The 22,536-nt window shown below is 60.8% G+C and carries 17 protein-coding genes; 15 read left to right on the forward strand and 2 right to left on the reverse strand.

Annotation, left to right across the window (positions count from 1 at the left end; genetic code table 11):
• Positions 1-15: 15 nt before the first annotated feature.
• From ACUN0E_RS15935 to ACUN0E_RS15980, 10 genes are all read left to right on the forward strand, one after another.
• Entirely contained in the window at positions 16-1,137 is a 1,122-nt protein-coding gene (locus ACUN0E_RS15935) for a polyamine ABC transporter substrate-binding protein (RefSeq protein WP_408242387.1), read from the forward strand.
• 210 nt (positions 1,138-1,347) lie between these two features.
• Entirely contained in the window at positions 1,348-2,511 is a 1,164-nt protein-coding gene (locus ACUN0E_RS15940; protein ID WP_445567208.1) for an ABC transporter ATP-binding protein, read from the forward strand.
• The gene (locus tag ACUN0E_RS15945; protein WP_445567209.1) at positions 2,508-3,470 is read left to right on the forward strand and encodes an ABC transporter permease subunit; all 963 of its coding nucleotides are present in this window, start codon (positions 2,508-2,510) and stop codon (positions 3,468-3,470) included. The genes ACUN0E_RS15940 and ACUN0E_RS15945 overlap by 4 nt, the downstream gene beginning before the upstream one ends.
• Entirely contained in the window at positions 3,467-4,378 is a 912-nt protein-coding gene (locus tag ACUN0E_RS15950; protein WP_408242354.1) for an ABC transporter permease subunit, read from the forward strand. Before ACUN0E_RS15945 ends, ACUN0E_RS15950 begins: the two co-directional genes overlap by 4 nt.
• A 38-nt stretch (positions 4,379-4,416) precedes the next feature.
• Positions 4,417-6,003: a DUF3138 family protein gene (locus ACUN0E_RS15955; RefSeq protein WP_408511259.1), complete on the forward strand. Its 1,587-nt coding sequence runs from the start codon at positions 4,417-4,419 to the stop codon at positions 6,001-6,003.
• Between the two features lie 73 nt (positions 6,004-6,076).
• Positions 6,077-7,369, forward strand: coding sequence for an NAD(P)/FAD-dependent oxidoreductase (locus tag ACUN0E_RS15960; RefSeq protein WP_445567210.1), 1,293 nt, complete (start codon positions 6,077-6,079; stop codon positions 7,367-7,369).
• Positions 7,369-8,691 carry an NAD(P)/FAD-dependent oxidoreductase gene (locus ACUN0E_RS15965; RefSeq protein WP_408387631.1) on the forward strand — a complete coding sequence of 441 codons (1,323 nt, stop codon included), beginning with the start codon at positions 7,369-7,371 and terminating at the stop codon, positions 8,689-8,691. The genes ACUN0E_RS15960 and ACUN0E_RS15965 overlap by 1 nt, the downstream gene beginning before the upstream one ends.
• A gap of 306 nt (positions 8,692-8,997) precedes the next feature.
• Positions 8,998-9,711 (forward strand): DUF969 domain-containing protein, encoded by a 714-nt coding sequence (locus ACUN0E_RS15970; RefSeq protein WP_445567211.1) that lies wholly within the window; start codon positions 8,998-9,000, stop codon positions 9,709-9,711.
• The gene (locus ACUN0E_RS15975) at positions 9,711-10,661 is read left to right on the forward strand and encodes a DUF979 domain-containing protein (RefSeq protein ID WP_408229926.1); all 951 of its coding nucleotides are present in this window, start codon (positions 9,711-9,713) and stop codon (positions 10,659-10,661) included. The genes ACUN0E_RS15970 and ACUN0E_RS15975 overlap by 1 nt, the downstream gene beginning before the upstream one ends.
• A 10-nt stretch (positions 10,662-10,671) precedes the next feature.
• Positions 10,672-11,682, forward strand: coding sequence for a DUF2891 domain-containing protein (locus tag ACUN0E_RS15980; RefSeq protein ID WP_445567212.1), 1,011 nt, complete (start codon positions 10,672-10,674; stop codon positions 11,680-11,682).
• Between the two features lie 162 nt (positions 11,683-11,844).
• On the opposite strand, the gene ACUN0E_RS15985 is transcribed toward ACUN0E_RS15980, so the two are convergent.
• Positions 11,845-12,270 (reverse strand): PRC-barrel domain-containing protein, encoded by a 426-nt coding sequence (locus tag ACUN0E_RS15985; protein WP_201084283.1) that lies wholly within the window; start codon positions 12,268-12,270, stop codon positions 11,845-11,847.
• Positions 12,271-12,540: 270 nt separating this feature from the next.
• Between ACUN0E_RS15985 and ACUN0E_RS15990 the strand changes: the two genes are divergently transcribed.
• Positions 12,541-14,907 (forward strand): DNA polymerase II, encoded by a 2,367-nt coding sequence (locus tag ACUN0E_RS15990; protein WP_445567213.1) that lies wholly within the window; start codon positions 12,541-12,543, stop codon positions 14,905-14,907.
• A gap of 67 nt (positions 14,908-14,974) precedes the next feature.
• On the opposite strand, the gene katG is transcribed toward ACUN0E_RS15990, so the two are convergent.
• Positions 14,975-17,158 carry a catalase/peroxidase HPI gene (katG, locus tag ACUN0E_RS15995; RefSeq protein WP_445567214.1) on the reverse strand — a complete coding sequence of 728 codons (2,184 nt, stop codon included), beginning with the start codon at positions 17,156-17,158 and terminating at the stop codon, positions 14,975-14,977.
• Between the two features lie 344 nt (positions 17,159-17,502).
• Between katG and ACUN0E_RS16000 the strand changes: the two genes are divergently transcribed.
• The 4 genes from ACUN0E_RS16000 to ACUN0E_RS16015 all read left to right on the forward strand — a co-directional run bounded on the left by ACUN0E_RS16000 (position 17,503) and on the right by ACUN0E_RS16015 (position 22,482).
• Positions 17,503-18,018 (forward strand): MarR family winged helix-turn-helix transcriptional regulator, encoded by a 516-nt coding sequence (locus ACUN0E_RS16000; protein WP_445567215.1) that lies wholly within the window; start codon positions 17,503-17,505, stop codon positions 18,016-18,018.
• Between the two features lie 55 nt (positions 18,019-18,073).
• Positions 18,074-19,585 (forward strand): efflux transporter outer membrane subunit, encoded by a 1,512-nt coding sequence (locus ACUN0E_RS16005; RefSeq protein ID WP_445567216.1) that lies wholly within the window; start codon positions 18,074-18,076, stop codon positions 19,583-19,585.
• Between the two features lie 64 nt (positions 19,586-19,649).
• A complete protein-coding gene (locus tag ACUN0E_RS16010; protein WP_445567217.1) occupies positions 19,650-20,897 on the forward strand; it encodes an HlyD family secretion protein in 1,248 nt (415 codons plus the stop codon).
• 28 nt (positions 20,898-20,925) lie between these two features.
• Positions 20,926-22,482, forward strand: coding sequence for a DHA2 family efflux MFS transporter permease subunit (locus ACUN0E_RS16015; RefSeq protein ID WP_445567218.1), 1,557 nt, complete (start codon positions 20,926-20,928; stop codon positions 22,480-22,482).
• Positions 22,483-22,536 lie beyond the last annotated feature (54 nt).

Genomic DNA, 22,536 nt, shown 5'->3' on the forward strand with positions numbered 1-22,536 from the left:
TCAAGGGAAAAAACCATGAGCGTTTGTCATCTTCGTCATGCGGTCGCGGGGGCCGCGCTTCTCGCCTTCGCGGGTTTTGCGGCGTTGTCGGTTACGCCGGCCCTTGCGGCCGACACGGAACTGAATGTCTACAACTGGTCAGACTACATCGCGAAGGACACGATTTCGAACTTCGAGAAGCAGGACGGCATTCATGTCAAGTACGACAACTACGATAGCGACGATACCTTGCAGGCCAAACTGCTTGCGGGCAGTTCCGGCTACGATATCGTCGTGCCGACGTCGAACTACATGGCCAAGCAGATTCAGGCCGGCGTATACATGAAGCTCGACAAATCGAAGCTGCCGAACCTGGCAAACCTCGACCCTGTGCTGATGAAGATGATCGCTGACGCGGATCCGGGCAACCAGTACGGAGTGCCTTGGGCATACGGTACAGACGGTATCGGTTACAACGTGCAAGCCGTACAGAAGGCACTCGGTGCGAATGCACCGGTGGATAGCTGGGCGCTCGTGCTCGACCCCGCTAATCTGTCGAAGCTGAAAGGCTGCGGTGTATCGTTCCTCGACCAGGCCGTCGACGTATTCGCCGCCACGCTGCAATACATGCATAAAGATCCGAACAGCACCAACCCCGCCGACTATCAGGCCGCTTTCGAAGTGCTGAAGAAAGTCCGCCCGTATATCACCCAATTCAATTCGTCCGGCTACATCAACGACCTCGCCAACAACGACGTTTGCGTCGCGGTGGGATGGTCGGGCGACGTCGGCATCGCAAGCCGCCGCACCGAAGAAGCCAAGCGTTCGTATCAGATCAAGTTCTCGAACGTGAAGGAAGGTGGCCTGTTGTGGTTCGACGTGATGGTGATCCCGAAAGATGCACCGCATCCTGAAGCCGCACTGAAGTGGATCAACTACATCTCGGATCCGAAGGTCAACGCTGCAATCACCAATGAAGTGTTCTATCCGACTGCGAACAAGGCCGCGCGCCAGTTCGTCACGCCGGCGGTCTCGCAGGATAAGACCGTTTATCCGGGAGACGACGTGCTGAGCAAAATGACGCTGATGAAGCCGATGCCGACCGACATCCTGCGCCTGGAAAATCGTCTTTGGGCGCAGCTTAAAACCGGCCATTAATTAAGCCAAACTAAAAACTTTCGATCTCGCGCTCAGGGATCGCTCGAACCCTGAGCGCATGAATGGCAGTAACTGTAGTCAGCCTGCGCGCTTTAAGAGTCCCATCTGCGCGCAGTCCCATGTTTTCCGATCGCAGCGCATCTTGCGAGCCGCTTCCCGCGACTCGTATGGAGACACTTGCGCTCGCGATCCGCAAGGAATGGTTACATCATGAACTCGACGACCTTAAATAGCGCGGCCGGCGCCGCCCAGATGGCCCGCCCCGCACCGACGACAAAATCGAAACAGGACGAATTCGTCCGCATCGAAAATGTCGTGAAGAAATTCGGCGACAGCGTCGCTGTCGATAACGTCAATCTGAGCATCGCGAAGAACGAACTGTTCGCGCTGCTCGGCAGCTCCGGCTGTGGCAAATCCACCCTTCTGCGCATGCTCGCAGGGCTCGAGTCGGTGAGCTCCGGGCGCATCTTCGTCGACGGCGAGGATCTCGCCGCGATGCCGCCGTACAAGCGGCCCGTCAACATGATGTTCCAGTCGTATGCGCTGTTCCCGCATATGAGCGTCGAAGCGAACATCGCCTTCGGCCTCAAACAGGAAGGCACGCCGAAGAATGAGATCAGGGAACGCGTCGCCGACGCGCTGCATCTCGTACAGATGAGCAAATACGCACAGCGCAAACCGCACCAGCTCTCCGGCGGCCAGCAGCAGCGTGTGGCGCTGGCCCGCTCGCTCGTCAAGCGCCCCAAGCTGCTGCTGCTCGACGAACCGATGTCGGCGCTCGACAAGAAGATCCGCCAGAAGACCCAGCTCGAACTGGTGAACATCATCGAGAAGGTCGACGTGACCTGCGTGATGGTCACGCACGATCAGGAAGAAGCCATGACGATGGCCGGGCGCCTCGCCGTGATGAGCGAAGGGCGCATCGTGCAGATCGGCTCGCCCAGCCAGGTGTACGAGTTTCCGAACAGCCGCTTCTCGGCCGAGTTCATCGGCTCGACCAACCTGTTCGAAGGCACCGTGGTCGCGGATGAACCCGACCACATCTTCGTCGAAAGCGAAGACCTCGAAACGAACATCTACGTGAGCCATGGCATTACCGGCCCGCTCGGCATGCCGGTGGGCATCTCGGTGCGTCCGGAACGCGTGAAGGTCTCGCTCGAGAAGCCTGCCACGCCGCACAACTGGGCGCGCGGCGTGGTCTCGGATGTCGCCTACATGGGCAGCTATTCGCTGTATCACGTGCGCCTGCCGAGCGGCAAGACGGTCGTCTCGAATCTCTCCAGCTCGCACCTGATGAGCGAAGGTGCGCCGTCCTATAACGACGACGTGTTCGTCTACTGGTCGCCGGCTAGCGGCGTGGTGCTGACACAATGAGCCATCCCACACTCTCCTCCCCCGCGCCGTCCGGCAGCCGTTTGCTCGGCTCACTGAAAAAACGCCTCGCGATGCTGGTGCCGTCGGGCCGCACGACCGTGATCGGTGTGCCGTTCCTGTGGCTCTTCGTGTTCTTCGCGTTGCCGTTCGTGCTGGTGCTGAAGATCAGCTTCGCCGATCTGCGTCTGGGCATTCCGCCGTACACGGATCTCGTGACGGTCAAGGACGGCATGGTGCACTTCGCGATGCAGCTCGGGCACTACGCGTTCCTGCTGCAGGACGATCTGTACGTCGCGACCTACATCAGCTCGCTGAAAATGGCGGCGGTCTCGACCTTCTTCTGCCTGCTGATCGGCTATCCGGTTGCGTACTACATCGCACGCTCGGAACCGGCCCGGCGCAACCTGCTGATGATGGGCGTGATGCTGCCGTTCTGGACGTCGTTCCTGATCCGCGTCTACGCATGGATCGGCATCCTGAAGGACGACGGCCTGCTCAACCATACGCTGATGGCGATCGGCATGATTCATTCGCCGTTGCGGCTCTACCACACGGATATTGGCGTCTATATCGGCATGGTCTATTCGTACCTGCCGTTCATGGTGATGCCGCTTTATGCGCACCTGGTGAAGATGGATCTGACGCTGCTCGAAGCGGCCTACGACCTCGGTTGCAAACCCTGGGCGGCGTTCACGCGCATCACCTTGCCGCTGTCGAAGAACGGCATCATCGCCGGCAGTCTACTGGTGTTCATTCCGGCGGTGGGCGAGTACGTGATTCCTGAACTGCTCGGCGGCGCCGACACGCTGATGATCGGACGCGTGATGTGGGATGAATTCTTCAACGATATGGACTGGCCGATGGCATCCGCTGTCACCGTCGCGATGGTTCTACTGCTGCTCGTGCCGATGGCCGTGTTCCAGTACTACCAGGTCAAGGAACTGGAGGGCGCGAAATGATCAAGCCTAATAAAACGCTGTCCACGAGTGTGCTGACTGTCGGGTTTCTGTTTCTGTATATCCCGATCATCAGCCTGGTGGTGTATTCATTCAACGAGTCGAAGCTCGTCACGGTCTGGTCCGGCTTCTCGCTGAAGTGGTACGGCGCGCTGCTGCAGGACGACGAACTGCTCAGTGCGGCCTGGCTGTCGCTGAAAATCGGTCTCATGACCGCGTTTGCCTCCGTCGTGATCGGCACCTGGGCCGGGTTCGTGCTGGCCCGCTTCGGACGCTTTCGCGGCTTCACGCTGTTCGCCGGCATGATCAACGCGCCGCTCGTGATTCCTGAAGTGATTCAGGGCATCTCGCTGCTGCTGCTGTTCGTCGCGCTCGAACAGATGCTCGGCTGGCCGAAGGGCCGCGGCCTCTTCACGATCTGGATCGGCCACGTGATGCTGTGCGTTTCGTACGTAGCGATCATCGTGCAATCGCGTATCAAGGAGATGAACAGGTCGCTCGAGGAAGCCGCACTCGATCTCGGCGCCACGCCTTTCAAGGTGTTCTTCCTGATCACCCTGCCGCTGATCTCGCAGGCGCTCATGTCCGGCTGGCTGCTGTCGTTCACGCTGTCTTTCGACGATCTCGTGCTCTCCGCGTTCCTGTCTGGCCCCGGCTCGACCACGTTGCCACTCGTCGTGTTCTCGCGGGTGCGCCTCGGTCTGAATCCGGAAATGAATGCGCTCGCCACGATCTTCATCACCACGGTGACGATCGGTGTGATCGCTGTGAACCGCTGGATGCAGGTGCGTGAGCGCAGGCGCGATCGCGACATGCAGATGGCCTTCGCACTCGCCGAGGCCGCCGACCCCTTGCCGTTAGCACCACAACAAGCCGCCGTACGGAAGTCACTCGATACAGCACGCGCATAAGAAGTCCTTTTGCAATACGACCAATAAGGAGAATTTGCATGAGAAAGAAGCTCATCTGTCTGTTGGTGGCGGGGAGTTTGCCAGGCTTTGCCATGGCGGACGCCACCAGCGACCAGATCAAGGCGCTCCAGGCCCAGCTCAACGCACTGCAGAAAGAGGTGAAGCAGTTGCGCTCCGAGGTGGCGACCAAACCGAAAGCGGCCGCGGCTGCTGTCGCACCGGCCCCGGCGCCGGCCGTCGCGGAAGCGCCGGTGGACATCTCGTCGCCGGACTACGGCAAGGCCCGCGCGTCGCTGAGCAACGATCAGGTCGATTCGATGAAGCAGCAGCTCGCCAACCAGCAGCTGAAGGTCGATTCGCTGGTGGACGCGCAGAATACCGGTCCGCTCGCGGGTCTGTCGGTGACAGGCTATATCGATCCGACCTTCATGTATAACCGCGCGGCAAGCAGCGGGTCGTTCCTGTTCGCGAATCACGAAAGTAGCTACAACTACTTCAACAGTACGTTCGGCGATCTGTACCTCGACATCAAGAAGACCTTCGGTGTTGGCCCGATGGCGCCGTCGGCCGAGATCACCCTGATGCCGAACCGCGGCAACGGCATTACGCTGTTGCAGAACGAGCACGGCGAGATCGGCAACAACATTCTGAACACGGCCGTCGTGACCATTCCGATGACGGCGACGACGACCTTCGTAGCCGGTTTGATGCCGAGCTTCGGCGGCTATGAAGTGCAGCAGTCGAACCAGATGCTGACGCTCACGCACAACCTGCTGTATGACTTCTCCGATCCGGGCAGCTATGTCGGCGTCGGCCTGAACTACACGGGCGACGGCAGCAACTGGGCGTGGAAGTTCATGCTGGGCAACGAACAGTACCGCACGTACGGTTCGGTGGTGCAGACCGGCACCAACGCGCTGGGCGACCCGATCACGAGCAGCAACAAGATCCCGACCTTCACGGCCCGGGTCGACTATACGTGGTCGAGTGCGCTGGATGTGGGCGGCTCGTTCAATATCGGTCGTCAGACGCTCTCGGCCTCCACGCAGAACGTGAACGGCAATACAGTCCCGGTGTATGGTGTGGGCGGTGGCGCATCGAGCGCCTTCGGCACGTTCTTCTTCGGCGAAGCGGACCTGGCCTACACCCAGGCTGACGTTCAGTACAACGCCGAAGTCGACTACGGTCAGCAGCAGAACGCCGCGTTCAACGGTGGCCAGGCGCAGTGGTACGGCCTGTCGCTGCTCGCGCACCGCAAGTTCTCGCTGCCGGTGGTGGGGCGTATGGGCGCGACGGCACGCTATGACGTACTGGTCGACAGCAAGAACGGCGGCGGCGGTGGTGGCGTGGCGTTGAATTCGAACGGCATGGACACGGCGGACGGCTTCGGTATCGGCGCGGACTGCCTCGCCAATTCCAAGGCGGGCGGCGGCGTTGGCTTCGAGTGCAAGGGTGCGATCCACCAGGATGTGTCGCTCGACGTGCTGTTCTATCCGACCCAGCAGATTACGGTGAAGGTCGAATATCGCCACGACTGGGCCAACAAGCAGGTGTTCCTGAAGAACGACGGTTCGTACGGCAAGTCCAACGACATCCTCGCGACTCAGTTCATCTACTCGTTCTAATTCGTACCGCCTCATCGCGTGGCCCGGCTTGATTGCGGGCCACGCGCCAAGGTCTCTTCTGCATGCTCTGCCTATGCTCCGATTCTCGAACCAGCCTCACATTACCTCGTATTACGCAGCAACCGCTAATGACACCACCCGCCATCCGCCGCTCGAAGAAACACTTAACGTCGACGTCTGTGTGATCGGTGCGGGACTCACCGGTATCTCGACTGCGTTGAATCTCGCCGAACGCGGCCATTCCGTCGCGGTGCTCGAAGCATCAAAAGTCGGATGGGCCGCGAGTGGCCGCAATGGTGGCCAGTTGATCGGCGGCTTTGCCTGCGATATCGATACATTCGCGAAGTTCATGCCCGCGGATGACGTGAAGCGTGTTTGGGACATGGGGCTCGAAACCCTGGATATCGTCAAGGAGCGCGTCGCGAAACATCAGATCGACTGCGACCTGACTATCGGTTATCTGACCGCGGCGAACAAACCACGCGATACGGACGCGCTGCAAAAATGGCGCGACGAGGCGCAAAAACGCTTCGGTTACGACCGCTTCACTTATGTCGATGCCGATGGCGTCGGCGACTATGTTCAATCGCAGCGCTACCTCGGCGGATTGTTCGATGCGGACAGCGGCCATCTGCATCCGTTAAACTACACGCTCGGTCTGGCGCGCGCGGCGCGCGCCGCCGGCGTGCAGATTTTCGAAGACAGTTGCGTCACCGCGTTGCGCCAGGAAAACGGCCGCCATGTGGCGGAAACCGCGCGCGGCAAGGTGAATGCGCAATTCGTCGTGCTCGCCTGCAATACCTATCTCGGCGAACTCGCCCCGGATGTCGCCAGCAAAATCATGCCGGTCGGCACCTACGTGATCGCCACCGAACCGCTCGACCCCGATCGCGCCGAAGCACTGATGCCGGCGAAAGCGGCCGTGTGCGACAGCCGCTTTGTACTCGATTATTTCCGCCCCGCTCCCGACAACCGCCTGTTGTGGGGCGGCAAAGTCAGCTATTCCAAACTCGCGCCGCGCAACCTCGGTGAAGCGATGCGCCACGATATGCTGAAGACCTTCCCGCAGCTCGACGATGTCAAAATCGACTATGCGTGGGGCGGTTTCGTCGACATCACGATGAATCGCGCGCCGCATTTCGGCCGGCTGTCGCCTACAGTGTATTTCGCGCAGGGATTCTCCGGCCACGGCGTGAACACCACCGGGCTCGCGGGCAAACTGATCGCCGAGGCGATCGACGGCCAGGCGTCACGCTTCGATCTGTTCGGCAAGATTCGTCACCGCAATTTTCCTGGCGGCGCTACACTGCGCACCCCTGCCCTCGTACTTGCGATGGCCTGGTATCGAATGAAGGACCTGCTTTGATGAATGCTCCGACTCCTGGTTTTAATACTCTCGACCGCCGCGCCGATGCGCTGATCGCCAACTCCTACTACGAGGCGAGCGCCGCGCGTCCGCTTACAGACGATCCGATGCTCGACGGCACGCTGGAGGCCGATGTCTGTGTGATCGGGGCGGGCTTCTCCGGTTTGTCGGTGGCGCTGGAATGCCGGGCACGTGGATTGTCGGTGGTGGTGCTCGATGCGCATCGTCCGGGTTGGGGCGCATCGGGCCGCAACGGTGGACAAACGCTGGTGGGTTTCGCGAAAGACGAGGTCATCGAACGGCAACTCGGGCTCGACGGTGCACGTGCCGCATGGGCCATGTCGGTAGAGGGCGTAGCCCTGGTGCGCGAGCGCATCGAACGCTACGGCATCGATTGCGATTTCACCTCCGGTTATCTGACGGTAGCGACTAAACCGAAGCGTGTGCCGGATCTGCGTTCGTGGATGGAATCGGCGTCGCAACGCTGGGGTTATACGAAGCTCGCGTGGCTCGATACCGACGAAGTGCGTTCACGCATCGCTTCGAAACGCTATCTGGCGGGTGTCTACGATCCGTTTTCCGGCCATCTGCATCCGCTCAAATATTGCCTTGGCCTCGCCGACGCAGCACGTCGCGAAGGTGCTCAACTGTTCGCGCATTCGCCGGTGATCGAAGTCGTGCGCGGCGCGCGACCTGTCGTGCGTACCGCTAGCGGCGAAGTGCGCTGCCGGTTCGTCGCGGCATGTGGCAATGCGACGATCGGCGACGTGTTGCCCGCGCCGGTGGCCGCGCGCATCGCGCCGATTGCATCGTATATCGTCGCCACGGAGCCGCTCGGTCAAGCACGTGCCGATGCGTTGGTCAAAGGACGCGAGGCTATTTGCGACAACAACTTCTTCCTTGATTACTTCCGCTTGTCGGCTGATCATCGCGTGCTGTTCGGCGGCCGGGCGAGTTCGACCGGCGCGTCGCCCGTGCAGCTCGGCGAAGAGATTCGCAAGCGCATGATCGACGTGTTTCCGCAACTCGGCGATGTGCGAATCGACTATGCGTGGGGCGGCTTCGTCGACGTGACGCGTAATCGCGCGCCCGATTTTGGCTCAATCGATCCGAATTACTTCTACGTGCAGGGCTTTTCCGGGCACGGCGTGGCGTTGACCGGGATTGCAGGTCGCGTCATTGCAAAGGCCATGGCCGGTGAGACGGCTGCCTTCGATCTGTTCGCGCAGTTGCGGCATGCACGCTTTCCGGGCGGACCCGCTTTGCGTGGGCCGGCGCTTGAACTCGGGATGATGTATCACCGGATTCTGGAGTTGTTCTAGGCCGGTGTTTTAGTTTCCCCTCGCTCCCGGCCCACTCGCCGGGACCTTCCCTTCCCCGCCTTCGTCCCGCTCATTCCCCCTTCAAACTTGCTGGTACATCTGCGTGCGATCCTGGCGTTTACCCGAAAAACACATTATGTCGACTATTTATCGATAAATTATCGTGTTAGATTTCGTCGCCCGAGCGTCGTTGCAACCCGGCGCAACTTGCCACCCGTACCCGTGTGCAACCGGCGTGCGCCAGGCATCCGGAATGGCGCGCACAACGGCAAAAACAACGACATAGCAGCGACACAGGAGAACAGGATGTGGGTTTTGATTGGCGTGCCGATCGTCGTACTCGGCTTTGCATTGCGCTTCAACGCGCTACTCGTGGTGACGATCGCAGGGATCGCCACGGGTGTGGCCGGCGGCTTGCAACCGGTGGAGATCGTCAGCGCTTTCGGCAAAGCGTTCGCCGATAACCGCTACATGGGCCTGATCTGGCTGACGTTGCCCGTGATCGCGCTGCTCGAACGCAACGGCCTGAAAGAACAGGCCAAACACCTGATTTCACGTTTGCACGCCGCCACCACGGGCCGCGTGCTGATGCTGTATTTCGTGATTCGCCAGATCACCGCCGCGCTTGGACTGACGTCGCTCGGCGGTCATGCGCAGATGGTGCGCCCGCTGATCGCGCCGATGGCCGAGGCGGCCGCCGCGAACCGCTACGGCGAATTACCCGATGCAGTGCGTCAGCAGATTCGCGCGAATGCGTCGGCGGTCGACAACATTGCGGTGTTCTTCGGCGAAGACATTTTCATCGCGATCCAGTCGATCCTGTTGATCAAAGGTTTCCTTGAACAGAACGGCATCATGGTCGAACCCCTGCACATTTCAGTGTGGGCGATTCCCACGGCGGTGGCAGCACTCATGATTCATGTCGTGCGCCTGATGCTGCTCGACCGCAATCTGTCGCACAAGATGAATACGTTGGGAATCGAACGGGCACAGGGACAAGGACGAGGTATCGCACGATGATGATCAAGCTCGAATCCCTCTACGTGCTGGCCGGTTTGATGTTTGCCGCGTTCGCGCTCTTCAATCTGCAAGACCGCTCGAATCCGCGCCGCATCGTCAACTTTCTGTTCTGGGGCATCTATGCGATCACCTTCATGTTCGGCGGAGAATTGCCGCATTTCGTGACCGGTTGCCTCGCCATCGCACTCGCCTTGATCGCCGGCTCCGGCAAGCTCGGCAAAGGCAAAGCAGACAGCAATAGTGAAGCGGCCGCCACGCGCCGCGAAGCCAACGCACAACGCTTCGGCAACACGCTTTTTATACCGGCGTTGCTAATTCCGATCATCACCTTGCTCGGCACCCTGACACTGAAATACGTACCGTTCGTTGAACCGAAGAACGTCACGCTGATTTCGCTCGTGCTGGGTACGCTAGTCGCATTCGGCGCAGCACTTTTCATGTTGCGCGACTCGCCAGTGCACGCGTTAAAAGATGCGCGGCACACCATGGATACCGTGGGTTGGGCCGCCATTCTGCCGCAGATGCTGGCCGCCCTCGGCGCGTTGTTTGCGATTGCCGGCGTGGGCCACGTGGTAGCGGATCTCGTGAAAACGTGGATTCCAGTCGACTCCGCTTTCGCGGTGGTCGCGGCTTACACATTCGGCATGGCAATCTTCACGATGATCATGGGTAACGCCTTCGCCGCCTTTCCGGTGATGACAGCCGGTATTGGCTTGCCATTGATCGTGCATCAATTCCACGGCAACCCGGCAATCCTTGGCGCAATCGGCATGCTGTGCGGCTTCTGCGGCACTTTGATGACCCCAATGGCCGCCAACTTCAATATCGTGCCGGCCGCGCTGCTGGAACTGAAAGACCAGAACGGCGTGATCAAGGCACAGTGGCCGACTGCTTTACTATTGCTGGTCGTCAATACCATACTGCTGTATCTGTTCGTATTCCGCTTTTGAGGAGGCGCCGATGACTGTTCAACTCACCCCCGAATTCGCTTCCAGATTCGCCAATCTTGCGCTCGCCCATCTCACGCGTGAGTATCCGAACAAGCTGACTCACTCGCTCGCCGGTCCGCAAGATGTACAGGGCCCGCGTGCATTGCATCCGATTTTTTATGGCAGCTACGATTGGCATTCCTGCGTGCATGGCTACTGGCTGATCCTGCATCTGCTCGAACGTTTTCCCGATCTGCCTGAAGCGGCGCGCATCGTCGCGGTGGTCGACGAGCATTTCACCGAAGCGAATGTGGCCGGCGAGCTTGCGTATCTCGATCTGCCGCACAACCGCGGTTTCGAGCGCCCGTATGGGTGGGCATGGCTGCTCGCGTTGAGCGCACAACTCCATTCGCTGAAGCTATCAGAAGCCGCGCGCTGGTCCAGGATTCTTGCGCCGCTGACCGAAGCCTTTGTCGATCGCTTCGAGGAATTTCTGCCGAAGGCGACCTACCCGTTGCGCGTCGGCACGCACTTCAACATGGCGTTCGCGCTTGCGCTCACGCTCGATTTCGCGCGGCAAACTTCGCGTGAATCACTTGAAGCACTACTGGTGAATACGGCTGAGCGCTGGTTTCTGAACGATGTTGCCTGTCAGGTATGGGAGCCCGCCGGCGACGAGTTCTTGTCGCCTTCGCTGATGGAAGCGGAATTGATGCGGCGCGTGTTGCCGCCCGCGCAATTCGTCGAATGGTTCCGGCGCTTTCTGCCGGATCTCGGCGCGAAAAAGGCCGCCACGCTGTTCGAACCCGTCACCGTGACCGATCGTACCGATGGCAAGATTGCCCACCTGGATGGTCTGAATCTGAGCCGCGCATGGTGTCAGCGGTCGCTAGCGCGCGCGCTGCCCGCCGGCGACTTGCGCCGCACCGTGCTGTTCGATTCGGCCGAGCGTCATCTTCAGAGCGCCCTGCCGCACGTGGCCGGCGACTATATGGGTGAACACTGGCTGGGCACGTTTGCCACGCTCGCTCTGGAAGCGTGAACGATGGGCTGACAGGGACCTCATTGAAGGCAAAAACGGCGCCGCAAGCATGAAACGGTTTTGGCAAACTACCGATTCGCGCCGCGAGCGCCGTTTTCTTTTGCCGCGTGATTCAAGAGCCGCCTGTTGCAGCACGGCCTCCCAATCCACCGGCTCCGTGCATTACTGGCCGGTCAGCTTTTTAGGCTTCGGCGGCGCCTGAACCTTGTTGTACTGAAACTCGGGTGTCGCCTTCAAGGCATCCTTGGTCGCGCCAGCCAGATAGAAATTTCCAGAACGAATATCCAGTGCGGCGACCGGCACCGCTACGTCATGCGACGCCACGCCCAGAAATCCACCGGCGGAGACGATTGCTGCGGACAACGAGCCATCGGGAGCAACCACCAGATCGCGGATCGAACCGATCTTTTCGTTCTGGTCGTTATAAACGGCCTTGCCGAGAATGCTCTTCTTCACACTCCAGCCGCTCAGCAGCGCATTCGACTGCTCGACCGTGACGCTCAGGGGTTGTGTGCCGGCGACTTGCGCCTGCGCACCAAAGCTGGTTGCAGCTACCGCGACCACAACAACGAGTTTGCTCAAAGTCATATCGTTTACTCCGTTCTTGGTAGACTTGACCGGCGCATGGCCTGCACCGAAAGAATCGCTGCAAAACGATCATACAGACTACGCGGCGCGTCTGCATCCAGCCCGCCATCCGCGAGGACCCGCCTCTCTGCAACCCTACCGTCCCGCGGCGGCATCGCTGCTGTATCAGCTGCGCGCCAACCCGGTTGCGATCGCGCCTATACCGCCACGATAACAACCGCATAACGGTAAAATCGAGCCAGGCGATGACGCCCGTTTAGAGGTGGAAGTTTGACTGAGCTTGAACAGGGTTTCATTTTGACCCGACATTGGCGGGACACGCCCGCCGGCACGGAAGTGGATTTCTGGCTGGCAACAGAGGGCGGGCCCCGTCACATCCGCCTGCGCCCTCAGCCTTCGGTGGCTTTCATTCCGGCCGAACACCGCGAGCGCGCCGAAACGATCCTGCGCCGGGAAGCGCCGCTCGATCTGCGCCCGCTCGACCTGTGCGACTTCCAGCATCGGCCGGTGATGGGGCTTTACTGCCCGCAGTACCGGCAATTGACGGGCTTCGAGAAACGCCTGAAGCAAGGCGGCGTCGATGTCTACGAGGCCGACATTTTTCCGCCCGAGCGCTACATGATGGAGCGGTTCATCACCGCGCCGGTGTGGTTCGGCGGCGATCCGCAGCATGGCGGCCCGCTTCTGAACAGTGAGTTGAAGCCGGCTACGAACTATCGGCCGCCATTGAAACTGGTGTCGCTCGATATCGAAACCAGCGCGCACGCCGAGCTTTATTCCATCGCGCTCGAAGGTTGCGGACAGCGTCAGGTGTATATGCTGGGGCCGCCGAACGGCGACGCCAGCGGTGTCGATTTCAACCTCGAATACTGCGAAACCCGCGCACAGTTGCTCGAAAAACTGAACACGTGGCTGGAACAGCACGACCCCGATGCGATCATCGGCTGGAATCTCGTGCAGTTCGATTTGCGTGTGCTCCAGCAGCACGCCGAACAATATCGCGTGCCGCTGCGACTCGGCCGCGGCGGTGCGGTGATGGAATGGCGCGAGCATGGCCACAAACAGAATCACTTCTTCGCGGGTGCCGCGGGAAGATGGATCATCGACGGTATCGAGGCATTGCGCTCCGCAACGTGGAGTTTCCCTTCGTTCAGCCTCGAACATGTATCGCGCACAGTGTTGGGCGAAGGCAAGTCGATCGACAATCCGTACCAGCGCATGGATGAAATCCAGCGCCGCTTCGATGAGGACAAACCTGCGCTCGCGCAGTACAACCTGAAAGATTGCGAACTGGTCACGCGTATCTTTGCAAAGACCGAGTTGCTGCCGTTTCTGTTGGAGCGCGCAACCGTTACCGGCCTGCCTGCGGATCGAAACGGTGGATCGGTCGCGGCGTTCACGCATCTGTATATGCCGCGGATGCATCGGCAAGGCTATGTCGCGCCAAATCTCGGTGACGTAGCCGGCGCCGCGAGCCCTGGCGGCTTCGTGATGGATTCACGGCCCGGTCTTTACGATTCCGTCCTGGTGCTCGACTACAAGAGCCTGTACCCGTCGATCATCCGGACGTTTCTGATCGACCCGCTGGGTCTCGTGGAAGGCATACTGAACCCCGGCGACGATCAATCGGTACCGGGCTTTCTCGGCGCCCGATTCTCGCGCACGCGCCACTGTTTGCCGTCAATCGTCGGGCAGGTATGGCAAGGGCGCGAAATCGCCAAACGCGAGCACAACAAGCCGCTTTCGCAGGCGTTGAAGATCATCATGAACGCCTTTTACGGCGTGCTTGGATCCACGGGCTGCCGGTTCTTCGACCCGCGTCTCGCTTCGTCGATCACCATGCGCGGCCATGAAATCATGCACAGCACACGCGAGTTGATAGAGGCGCAAGGCTACGAAGTCATTTACGGCGACACGGATTCGACTTTCGTATGGCTGAAACACGCACACGACGAGGAAGAAGCGAGCCGCATCGGTCGGGCGCTTGTCGAGCATATCAACGCGTGGTGGCGGCAGAACCTGCAAGAGCGTTTCGGTCTCGATAGCGCACTCGAATTGCAATTCGAGCGGCACTACAAGCGTTTCTTCATGCCGACGATTCGCGGCGCCGAGGAAGGCAGCAAAAAACGCTACGCCGGGCTGACTATCTTGCCGGACGGCAGCGAGGAGATCGTCTACAAAGGGCTCGAAACAGTACGGACCGATTGGACGCCGCTCGCCCAGCAGTTCCAGCAGGAACTCTATGGACGAATATTCAGGCAACAACCGTATCAGGATTACGTGCGCGACTACGTGCGCGATACGCTGGCAGGAAAGCTGGACGATCAGCTCGTGTACCGCAAGCGGTTACGCCGCTCGCTCGGTGACTACGAGCGCAACGTGCCGCCGCATGTGCGCGCGGCACGCGTGGCCGACGAGTTCAACCGGCAACAGGGGCGTCCGTTGCAATACCAGAACGGCGGCTGGATCAGCTATGTGATGACGACCGCCGGACCGGAACCGCTCGAAACGCTGCGCTCGGCGATCGACTACGAGCACTATCTGACACGGCAGTTGCAACCGGTCGCTGACGCGATCCTGCCACTCTTGCGCGACGACTTTACGACCTTGACGTCGGGACAGAAACAGCTGTTCTGAACGTGGCGTAACGTTTGTTCAGCCGTTTCTGCTGGGGCAAAAGACCGTTAAGGTCTATCGTCGAAGACTACCCAAGGTCAAAGCGATCGAGGTTCATCACCTTGTCCCAAGCCGCTACGAAATCACGGACGAACTTCTCCTGCGCATCCGAACTTCCATAAACTTCAACGAGCGCCCGCAGTTGAGCGTTCGAACCGAAGACCAGATCGACACGCGTGCCGGTCCACTTCACCTCCCCTGTTGCACGATCACGGCCTTCAAATACATCGTTGGCGTCCGATACCGGCTTCCACTCCGTGCCCATGTCGAGCAAACTCGTGAAGAAGTCGTTGGTCAGCGCCTCGGGCCGCCTCGTAAAGACACCGTGTTGCGTCTGTCCGTAGTTGGCATTCAGGACGCGCAAACCACCGGCGAGCACGGTCATCTCCGGCGCGGTGAGCGTCAGCAGTTGCGCCTTGTCGACCAGCAGTGTCTCAGCCGATACCGGAGACGTGCCCTTCTGGTAGTTGCGGAAACCGTCTGCGTACGGCTCGAGCACGGCGAAAGCGTCCACATCGGTTTGTTCCTGCGAGGCGTCCATGCGTCCCGGCGCGAACGGAACCGTCACCGCGTGACCGGCGTTTTTCGCCGCCTGTTCGACGCCTGCACAACCGGCCAGGACGATCAGGTCGGCAAGCGAGACTTTCTTGTCTCCGGACTGCGCGCTGTTGAACTCCCTCTGGATACCCTCGAGCGTCTCCAGCACCTTCGCCAGTTGGGCTGGATGGTTGACTTCCCAATCTTTCTGCGGCGCGAGGCGAATGCGGGCACCGTTTGCGCCGCCCCGCTTGTCGGAACCACGGAACGTGGATGCCGATGCCCAGGCGGTCGAAACCAGTTGCGACACAGACAGCCCTGAAGCCAGAATCCTGCCCTTCAGCGCGCCAATGTCCTGCTCATCGAGCAAAACATGATCGAGCGCGGGGATGGGGTCTTGCCAGAGCAGTTCTTCTGCCGGAACTTCCGGGCCGAGATAGCGCGCGAGCGGGCCCATGTCGCGATGCGTCAGCTTGAACCACGCGCGGGCAAATGCGTCGGCGAACTGATCCGGATGCTCGTGGAAGCGCCTTGAAATTTTTTCGTAGGCGGGATCGAATCGCAACGAGAGATCGGTGGTCAGCATGGAGGGCGTACGGCGTTTCGCCGGGTTGTACGGATCCGGCACGGTATCGCTCCCCGCACCACCCTTCGGCGTCCATTGATGCGCGCCGGCCGGGCTCTTCGTCAGCTCCCATTCATAGCCGAACAGGTTGTTAAAGAACTCATTGCCCCACTTCGTTGGCGTGCTGGTCCAGATCACTTCGAGGCCGCTGGAGATCGCGTCACTGCCCCTACCCGTGCCGAAGCTGCTCTTCCAGCCGAGACCTTGCTGCTCGATGGGTGCCCCTTCCGGCTCGGGTCCCACATGAGACGCAGGACCGGCCCCGTGCGTTTTGCCAAATGTATGGCCGCCGGCGATCAGCGCAACCGTCTCTTCATCGTTCATCGCCATGCGCGCAAACGTCTCGCGAATATCGGTGGCCGCTGCGATCGGGTCCGGGTTGCCGTTCGGGCCTTCCGGGTTGACGTAGATCAGCCCCATCTGAACGGCACCGAGAGGATTCTCCAGATCGCGCACGCCCGAGTAGCGCTTGTCACCGCCCAGCCACGTGGTCTCGGCGCCCCAATAGACGTCTTCGTCCGGTTCCCAGACATCTTCGCGGCCGCCGGCGAAACCAAAGGTCTTGAATCCCATCGACTCCAGCGCGACGTTGCCCGTGAGAACGATGAGGTCGGCCCATGAAATTTTCTGGCCATATTTCTGCTTGATCGGCCAGATCAATCTGCGTGCCTTGTCGAGGCTGACGTTGTCGGGCCAGCTGTTGAGCGGTGCGAAACGCTGCTGGCCGGAACCCGCACCGCCGCGGCCGTCGCCGGTGCGATAGGTGCCGGCGCTATGCCATGCCATACGAATGAAAAAAGGCCCGTAGTGGCCGAAGTCAGCCGGCCACCAGTCCTGCGAGTCGGTCATCAGCGCAACGAGATCCTTCTTTACTGCTGCAAGGTCGAGACTCCTGAACTGCTCGGCGTAGTTGAAGCCCTTGCCCATTGGGTCCGACAGCGACGAATGCTGGTGCAGGATTTTCAGGGGTAGTTGATTAGGCCACCAGTCACGGTTCGACGTACCGCCACCGGCGGTGAACTTGAAAGGGCATTTTGCTTCGGTCGACATACGTCTCCTCCGTTGATCACACCTGGCTAGTTGGCCGCGACAGGCAGCCGTTCAATGGCATCGCTTACATCCTAATGCCCCACATCCTAGTGCGGAAATAGGTTTATTTGATGGCGACGCAACAGGAAAGCTAAGGCATGCAATGCGCAAACCGGGACCCCTGAGAGTCGAGAGCCGTTCACGCCCAGGAATCGGAGTTCACATTCGCGATGCCAGAGGTCCGAATCGGGATCACGGTGCCTCGGATCGCAACGGTGTGTTCCGGCTGCAGCAACAAATCTATCTCACAATTTGCGACTGGATCATTATAATGCCTAGGCAACTATTGATTAGGCGCCTAAATAATGACCGAAACTTTTCATCTCTCGTCCGCGGCCGGCGGGGGATACGAAATGGGCGAAAACGTGGGTTATCTGGTCGCACGGGTGACCTCGACGCTGATGAATCTCGTCACGCAGCGCACCCAGGCCGAGCTCGACATTACGGCCGCCCAGGGGCGCACGTTGTACATGGTCGCCAGCGGCAGATGCGTCCTCGCAGTCGAACTGGCCCGGGAATTCGGCATCGACGCCAGCGCGGTTACACGCCTGATTGACCGCCTCGCGCAGCGCAAGCTGCTGACCCGTGAGCGCAGCACGGCGGACCGCCGTGTCGTCCGGCTAGCTGTGACGCCGGAAGGTCAGGACATTGCTGCCCAGATGCCCGTCATTTTCAACGAGGTGCTCGACAGGCTGCTGTCCGGCTTCACGCCAGAGGAAGTCGGATTTCTAAAAAACATGCTGCGTCGCCTGCTCGTCAATCACGCTGATTTCATCGAGAAAAATCATGTCACGGCAACCAATTTTGATAGAAAATCGTAAGAAACCAGTTGCTGAGTCCATTATTAAATCGTACTTCGGTTCACGGAATGGGCTGATGCGGGGCATTTCCCTGCGCGCGGCCGGGTTGTCGCGACGCATGGTTCTAGCTACCGCGATGACAACACTCGTCCTCGGTGGCTGCGCGAATTACGCCGGCATCAGGAGCGACCGGCAGATCGCGAAGCCGGCGCAGTACGAGTCGACCCGGAGCCTGCCGGCCGAAAGCGGGCAATGGCCGGCATTCGACTGGGCGAACCAGTTCGGCGATCCGCAACTGCCGAAGCTGATCGCCGAAGCGCTGGACGGCAACCCATCGATCGCTCAGGCCCAGGCGCGCCTGGCGAAGGCCTCGTCGTATATCGAAAGCACGCGCTCGGCCCTGTCGCCGAAGGTCGACGCCAGCTATTCGTGGAACCGCGAGCTGTTCTCGAGCAACGCGCTGTACCCGCCTCCGTACGGAGGCACCTGGTATAGCGAGAACAATGCGCTCGCCAGTGCATCGTGGGATCTCGACCTGTGGGGCAAAAATCGCCAGCGTCTCGGTCAGGCTGTGTCGCAGGAAAAGGCCGCCGAAGCCGACGTGCAGCAGGCCCGCGTGACCCTCGCCGCGTCGGTCGCCAGCACCTATAACAGGCTGGCGCAGCTATATGCGCTGCGCGATATCGCACAACGCGAAATCCGCAATCGCGAGGATATCGGCCGGATCACCAACGGCCGCGTCACCGCCGGGCTCGACACCGATGTCGAGAGGCAGACCGCTGTCGGCAACATCGCCACAACCCGCTCGAACCTCAGCGATCTCGACGGCCAGATCACAACCACGCGTTATCAGCTCGGCGCGCTGCTCGGCAAGGGTCCCGACCGTGGCCTGCAGATCGCCGCACCAGTGCTGAGCCCCGGTGCGACCGTCGCGCTGCCGGACAACCTGCCGGCCGATCTCGTATCGCGCCGGCCCGATATTGTTGCGGCGCGCTGGCAGGTCGAGGCGGCAATGCACGACGTGAAAGAGGCGAAGGCCGAGTTCTTCCCGGACGTCAATCTCTCCGCTGGTTTCGGTTTCGATGCGTTCGGCTGGGGCCGCTTTCTGACTTCCGCGAGCCGGCAGGCACAGTTCGGCCCGGCGGTACATCTGCCGATCTTCGATGCCGGCGAATTACGCTCGCAGCTGAAGGGTCGCTATGCCGACTTCGATCTCGACGTCGCGAACTACAACCAGACGTTGATCAACGCGCTGTCCGATGCGGCAACGCAGGTGTCGTCGATCCGTTCGATCGATCAGCAGATGGGCGACGCGCAGCGCGCACTCGACGCTGCGACGAAGGCGTACCAACTGGCCGCGATCCGCTACAAGGCCGGCCTGTCGGAACAGTTGCAGGTGTTGAGCGCCGATCAGAACCGCCTTGCCGCCGAACAGACGGTGACCAGTCTCAGGATGACCCGCCTCGATATGCAGATTGGCCTCATCAAGGCGCTCGGCGGTGGTTTCGATGCGACGCAGGCCGGCCTCGTGGTGCCGGGCGATGCCCCGGTCGCCGCTGCGAGTGCCCACCAGGTGTCGGCGAACTGAGCCCAACTGAACCCGAATGTCCATCCCGATGAACGACACAAATTGAAAGAGCACGGAGCTAACCATGAACACCCCGCAGCAACCTGCCGCCGAAACCCAACCGGCCGGCAACGGCAAGCGCAAACACATGACGGCGTTGCTCGTCATCGCAATCCTGCTCGCCGCGATTGCGTACGGCCTTTACTACTTCCTCGTCGCCCGCTTCCATGAAGACACGGACGATGCCTACGTGAACGGCAACGTCGTGCAGATCACGCCGCAGGTTACCGGCACGGTGATCGCCGTGAACGCGGACGACACGCAAACCGTCAGGGCCGGCGACCCGATCGTCGTACTCGACCCAGCCGATGCGCGCGTCGCGCTTCAGCAATCGGAAGCGAACCTGGGACAGACGGTCCGTCAGGTACGCGGCCTGTTCGCCAACGACGATCAATATCTCGCTCAGGTCGCGGTCCGTCAGTCGGACCTGTCGCGCGCGCAGGACGACCTGCACCGCCGGCTGACGGTTGCCGGCACGGGCGCCGTGTCGCAGGAAGACATCTCGCACGCACGCGACGCCGTGAAGAGCGCAGAAGCAGCGCTCGACGCCGCGCAGCAGCAACTCGCCGCGAACCGCGCACTGACGGCCAATACGACCATTGCGGGCCATCCGGACGTGCAGGCCGCCGCCGCGAAAGTGCGCGACGCGTATCTCGCGAACGCGCGCAACACGCTTCCCGCGCCAGTCACCGGCTACATCGCGCAACGCTCGGTGCAGGTCGGCCAGCGCGTGTCGCCGGGCAACCCGCTGATGGGCATCGTGCCGCTGAATGGCGTGTGGATCGATGCGAACTTCAAGGAAGTGCAACTGAAGCACATTCGCATCGGCCAGCCAGTCGAACTGACGGCGGATGCATACGGTTCTTCGGTGGTGTTCCTCGGCAAGGTGGTCGGCTTCTCGGCGGGCACGGGCTCGGCGTTCTCGCTGCTGCCCGCGCAGAACGCGACCGGCAACTGGATCAAGGTCGTGCAGCGCCTGCCCGTGCGTATCGAGATCGATCCGCAGGAACTCGAAAAGCACCCGCTGCGTATTGGTTTGTCGATGCAGGTCGACGTGAACGTCAAGGATGACTCGGGCAGCGAACTCGCCAACGCCAGGAACACCGTCTACCAGACCAGCGTGTTCGAGAACTACGGTAACCAGGCCGACGCGGAGATCGCCCGGATTGTCGCCGAAAACGCTGGAACGAACCGTGCCGCGCAAAAGGTGGCCACTCATGCGGCAAAGACCGGCGCAAAACCGATCGCACAGGTCGATTCGAAACTGATGTAAGCGTCACCGACACCTTACGAGACTTCCCATGGCTCAGGCACCCGCTTCACCTCCCCCACTGCAAGGCCGTCAGCTCGTTCTTGCCACGATTGCCGTCGCACTGGCCACGTTCATGACTGTGCTCGATTCGTCGATTGCCAACGTCGCGATTCCGAACATTTCAGGCGACCTCGGCGTGTCCGTCGACGAAGGCACGTGGGTCATCACGATGTTCGCCGCCGCCAACGCAGTGTCGATTCCACTGACCGGCTGGCTCACGCAGCGCATCGGCCAGGTCAAGCTGTTTGTCGGTGCCATCCTCGCGTTCGTGCTCGCGTCGTGGCTGTGCGGAATGGCGCCGACCTTACCGATACTGCTTGCCGCGCGAGTGCTGCAGGGCGTCGTAGCCGGCCCGCTGATCCCGCTGTCGCAAGCACTCCTGCTCGGCTCGTATCCGAAAGAGAAATCGGCGACGGCGCTATCGCTGTGGGCGATGACCGCGACCGTCGGTCCGATTGCCGGGCCGCTGCTCGGCGGCTGGATCACCGACAGCTACAACTGGTCGTGGATCTTTTACATCAATATCCCGGTCGGCATCTTTGCGGCCGGCGTCACCTGGACGATCTACCGCACCCGCGAAACGCAGACCCGCAAGCTGCCGATCGATGTTGTTGGGCTCGTTCTGCTGATCGCGTGGGTCGCCTCGCTACAGGTGATGCTCGACAAGGGCAAGGATCTCGACTGGTTCCACTCGACCACGATCGTCGTGCTTGCGATCACCGCACTGATCAGCTTTGCGTTCTTCCTGATGTGGGAGCTGACCGAAGAGAATCCGATCGTCGATCTCCGGCTTTTCGGGCAGCGCAACTTCCTGGGTGGAACCATCGCGATCTCGATTGCGTATGCAGTTTTTTTCGGCAATCTTGTGCTGTTGCCGCAGTGGATGCAGGAGTACCTGGGTTACCGCTCCGTCGATGCAGGGCTCGTCACCGCACCGCTGGGCATTTTCGCGGTGATACTCGCGCCCGCGATGGGCCGTATCATGGCGCGCCTCGATGCGCGCATCATCGCAACCCTCGCGTTCAGTGGGTTCGCGATCGTCTTTTTCATGCGTTCGCGATACCTGACCGACATCGACACATGGCATCTGGTACTGCCGACGCTGCTACAAGGCATCCCGATGGCGCTCTTCTTCGTGCCGCTGACAGCCATCATCCTGTCGGGCCAACCGGCGCATCGCATTCCCGCAGCCGCGGGGCTGTCGAATTTCGCGCGGGTGTTTTGCGGTGCGGTCGGCACATCGCTCGCCAGCAACGAGTGGAACAATCGCACCGTGCTGTATCACACCCGGCTCACCGAGCAGGCCAGTCCCAACAACCCGCTGTTCAGCCGGTGGATGGATTCGACGCAGTCGCTGCTGCATCTGAACACGCAGTCCGCGCACGCGCTGTTCGATTCCACGGTGAGCAACCAGGCTGCGATGCTGGGACTCGACGATGTCTTCTACATCTCGGCGATCATCTTCATCGTGATCATTCCGCTGATCTGGATCACGCGGCCGGCGAAGGGCGGTGGTGGCGCCGATGCAGCGGCGGCCGCGCATTGAACGGCGACGAGGAACCTCTCCTCGCTGCAGGAGTCAGGCAGTGAAGCCAGCAGC

The organism is Paraburkholderia sp. D1E (genome assembly GCF_052682275.1).

What these genes read in the sequence shown, in the direction of transcription:
- ACUN0E_RS15960 (WP_445567210.1), top strand. Translation starts at nt 6,077, where the DNA reads ATGCTCCGATTCTCGAACCAGCCTCACATTACCTCGTATTACGCAGCA.
- ACUN0E_RS15940 (WP_445567208.1), top strand. Translation starts at nt 1,348, where the DNA reads ATGAACTCGACGACCTTAAATAGCGCGGCCGGCGCCGCCCAGATGGCC.
- ACUN0E_RS15985 (WP_201084283.1), bottom strand. Translation starts at nt 12,270, where the DNA reads ATGACTTTGAGCAAACTCGTTGTTGTGGTCGCGGTAGCTGCAACCAGC.
- ACUN0E_RS16015 (WP_445567218.1), top strand. Translation starts at nt 20,926, where the DNA reads ATGGCTCAGGCACCCGCTTCACCTCCCCCACTGCAAGGCCGTCAGCTC.
- ACUN0E_RS15950 (WP_408242354.1), top strand. Translation starts at nt 3,467, where the DNA reads ATGATCAAGCCTAATAAAACGCTGTCCACGAGTGTGCTGACTGTCGGG.
- ACUN0E_RS15945 (WP_445567209.1), top strand. Translation starts at nt 2,508, where the DNA reads ATGAGCCATCCCACACTCTCCTCCCCCGCGCCGTCCGGCAGCCGTTTG.
- ACUN0E_RS15955 (WP_408511259.1), top strand. Translation starts at nt 4,417, where the DNA reads ATGAGAAAGAAGCTCATCTGTCTGTTGGTGGCGGGGAGTTTGCCAGGC.
- ACUN0E_RS15970 (WP_445567211.1), top strand. Translation starts at nt 8,998, where the DNA reads ATGTGGGTTTTGATTGGCGTGCCGATCGTCGTACTCGGCTTTGCATTG.
- katG (WP_445567214.1), bottom strand. Translation starts at nt 17,158, where the DNA reads ATGTCGACCGAAGCAAAATGCCCTTTCAAGTTCACCGCCGGTGGCGGT.
- ACUN0E_RS15935 (WP_408242387.1), top strand. Translation starts at nt 16, where the DNA reads ATGAGCGTTTGTCATCTTCGTCATGCGGTCGCGGGGGCCGCGCTTCTC.
- ACUN0E_RS15980 (WP_445567212.1), top strand. Translation starts at nt 10,672, where the DNA reads ATGACTGTTCAACTCACCCCCGAATTCGCTTCCAGATTCGCCAATCTT.
- ACUN0E_RS16005 (WP_445567216.1), top strand. Translation starts at nt 18,074, where the DNA reads ATGCGGGGCATTTCCCTGCGCGCGGCCGGGTTGTCGCGACGCATGGTT.
- ACUN0E_RS16010 (WP_445567217.1), top strand. Translation starts at nt 19,650, where the DNA reads ATGAACACCCCGCAGCAACCTGCCGCCGAAACCCAACCGGCCGGCAAC.
- ACUN0E_RS15965 (WP_408387631.1), top strand. Translation starts at nt 7,369, where the DNA reads ATGAATGCTCCGACTCCTGGTTTTAATACTCTCGACCGCCGCGCCGAT.
- ACUN0E_RS16000 (WP_445567215.1), top strand. Translation starts at nt 17,503, where the DNA reads ATGACCGAAACTTTTCATCTCTCGTCCGCGGCCGGCGGGGGATACGAA.
- ACUN0E_RS15975 (WP_408229926.1), top strand. Translation starts at nt 9,711, where the DNA reads ATGATCAAGCTCGAATCCCTCTACGTGCTGGCCGGTTTGATGTTTGCC.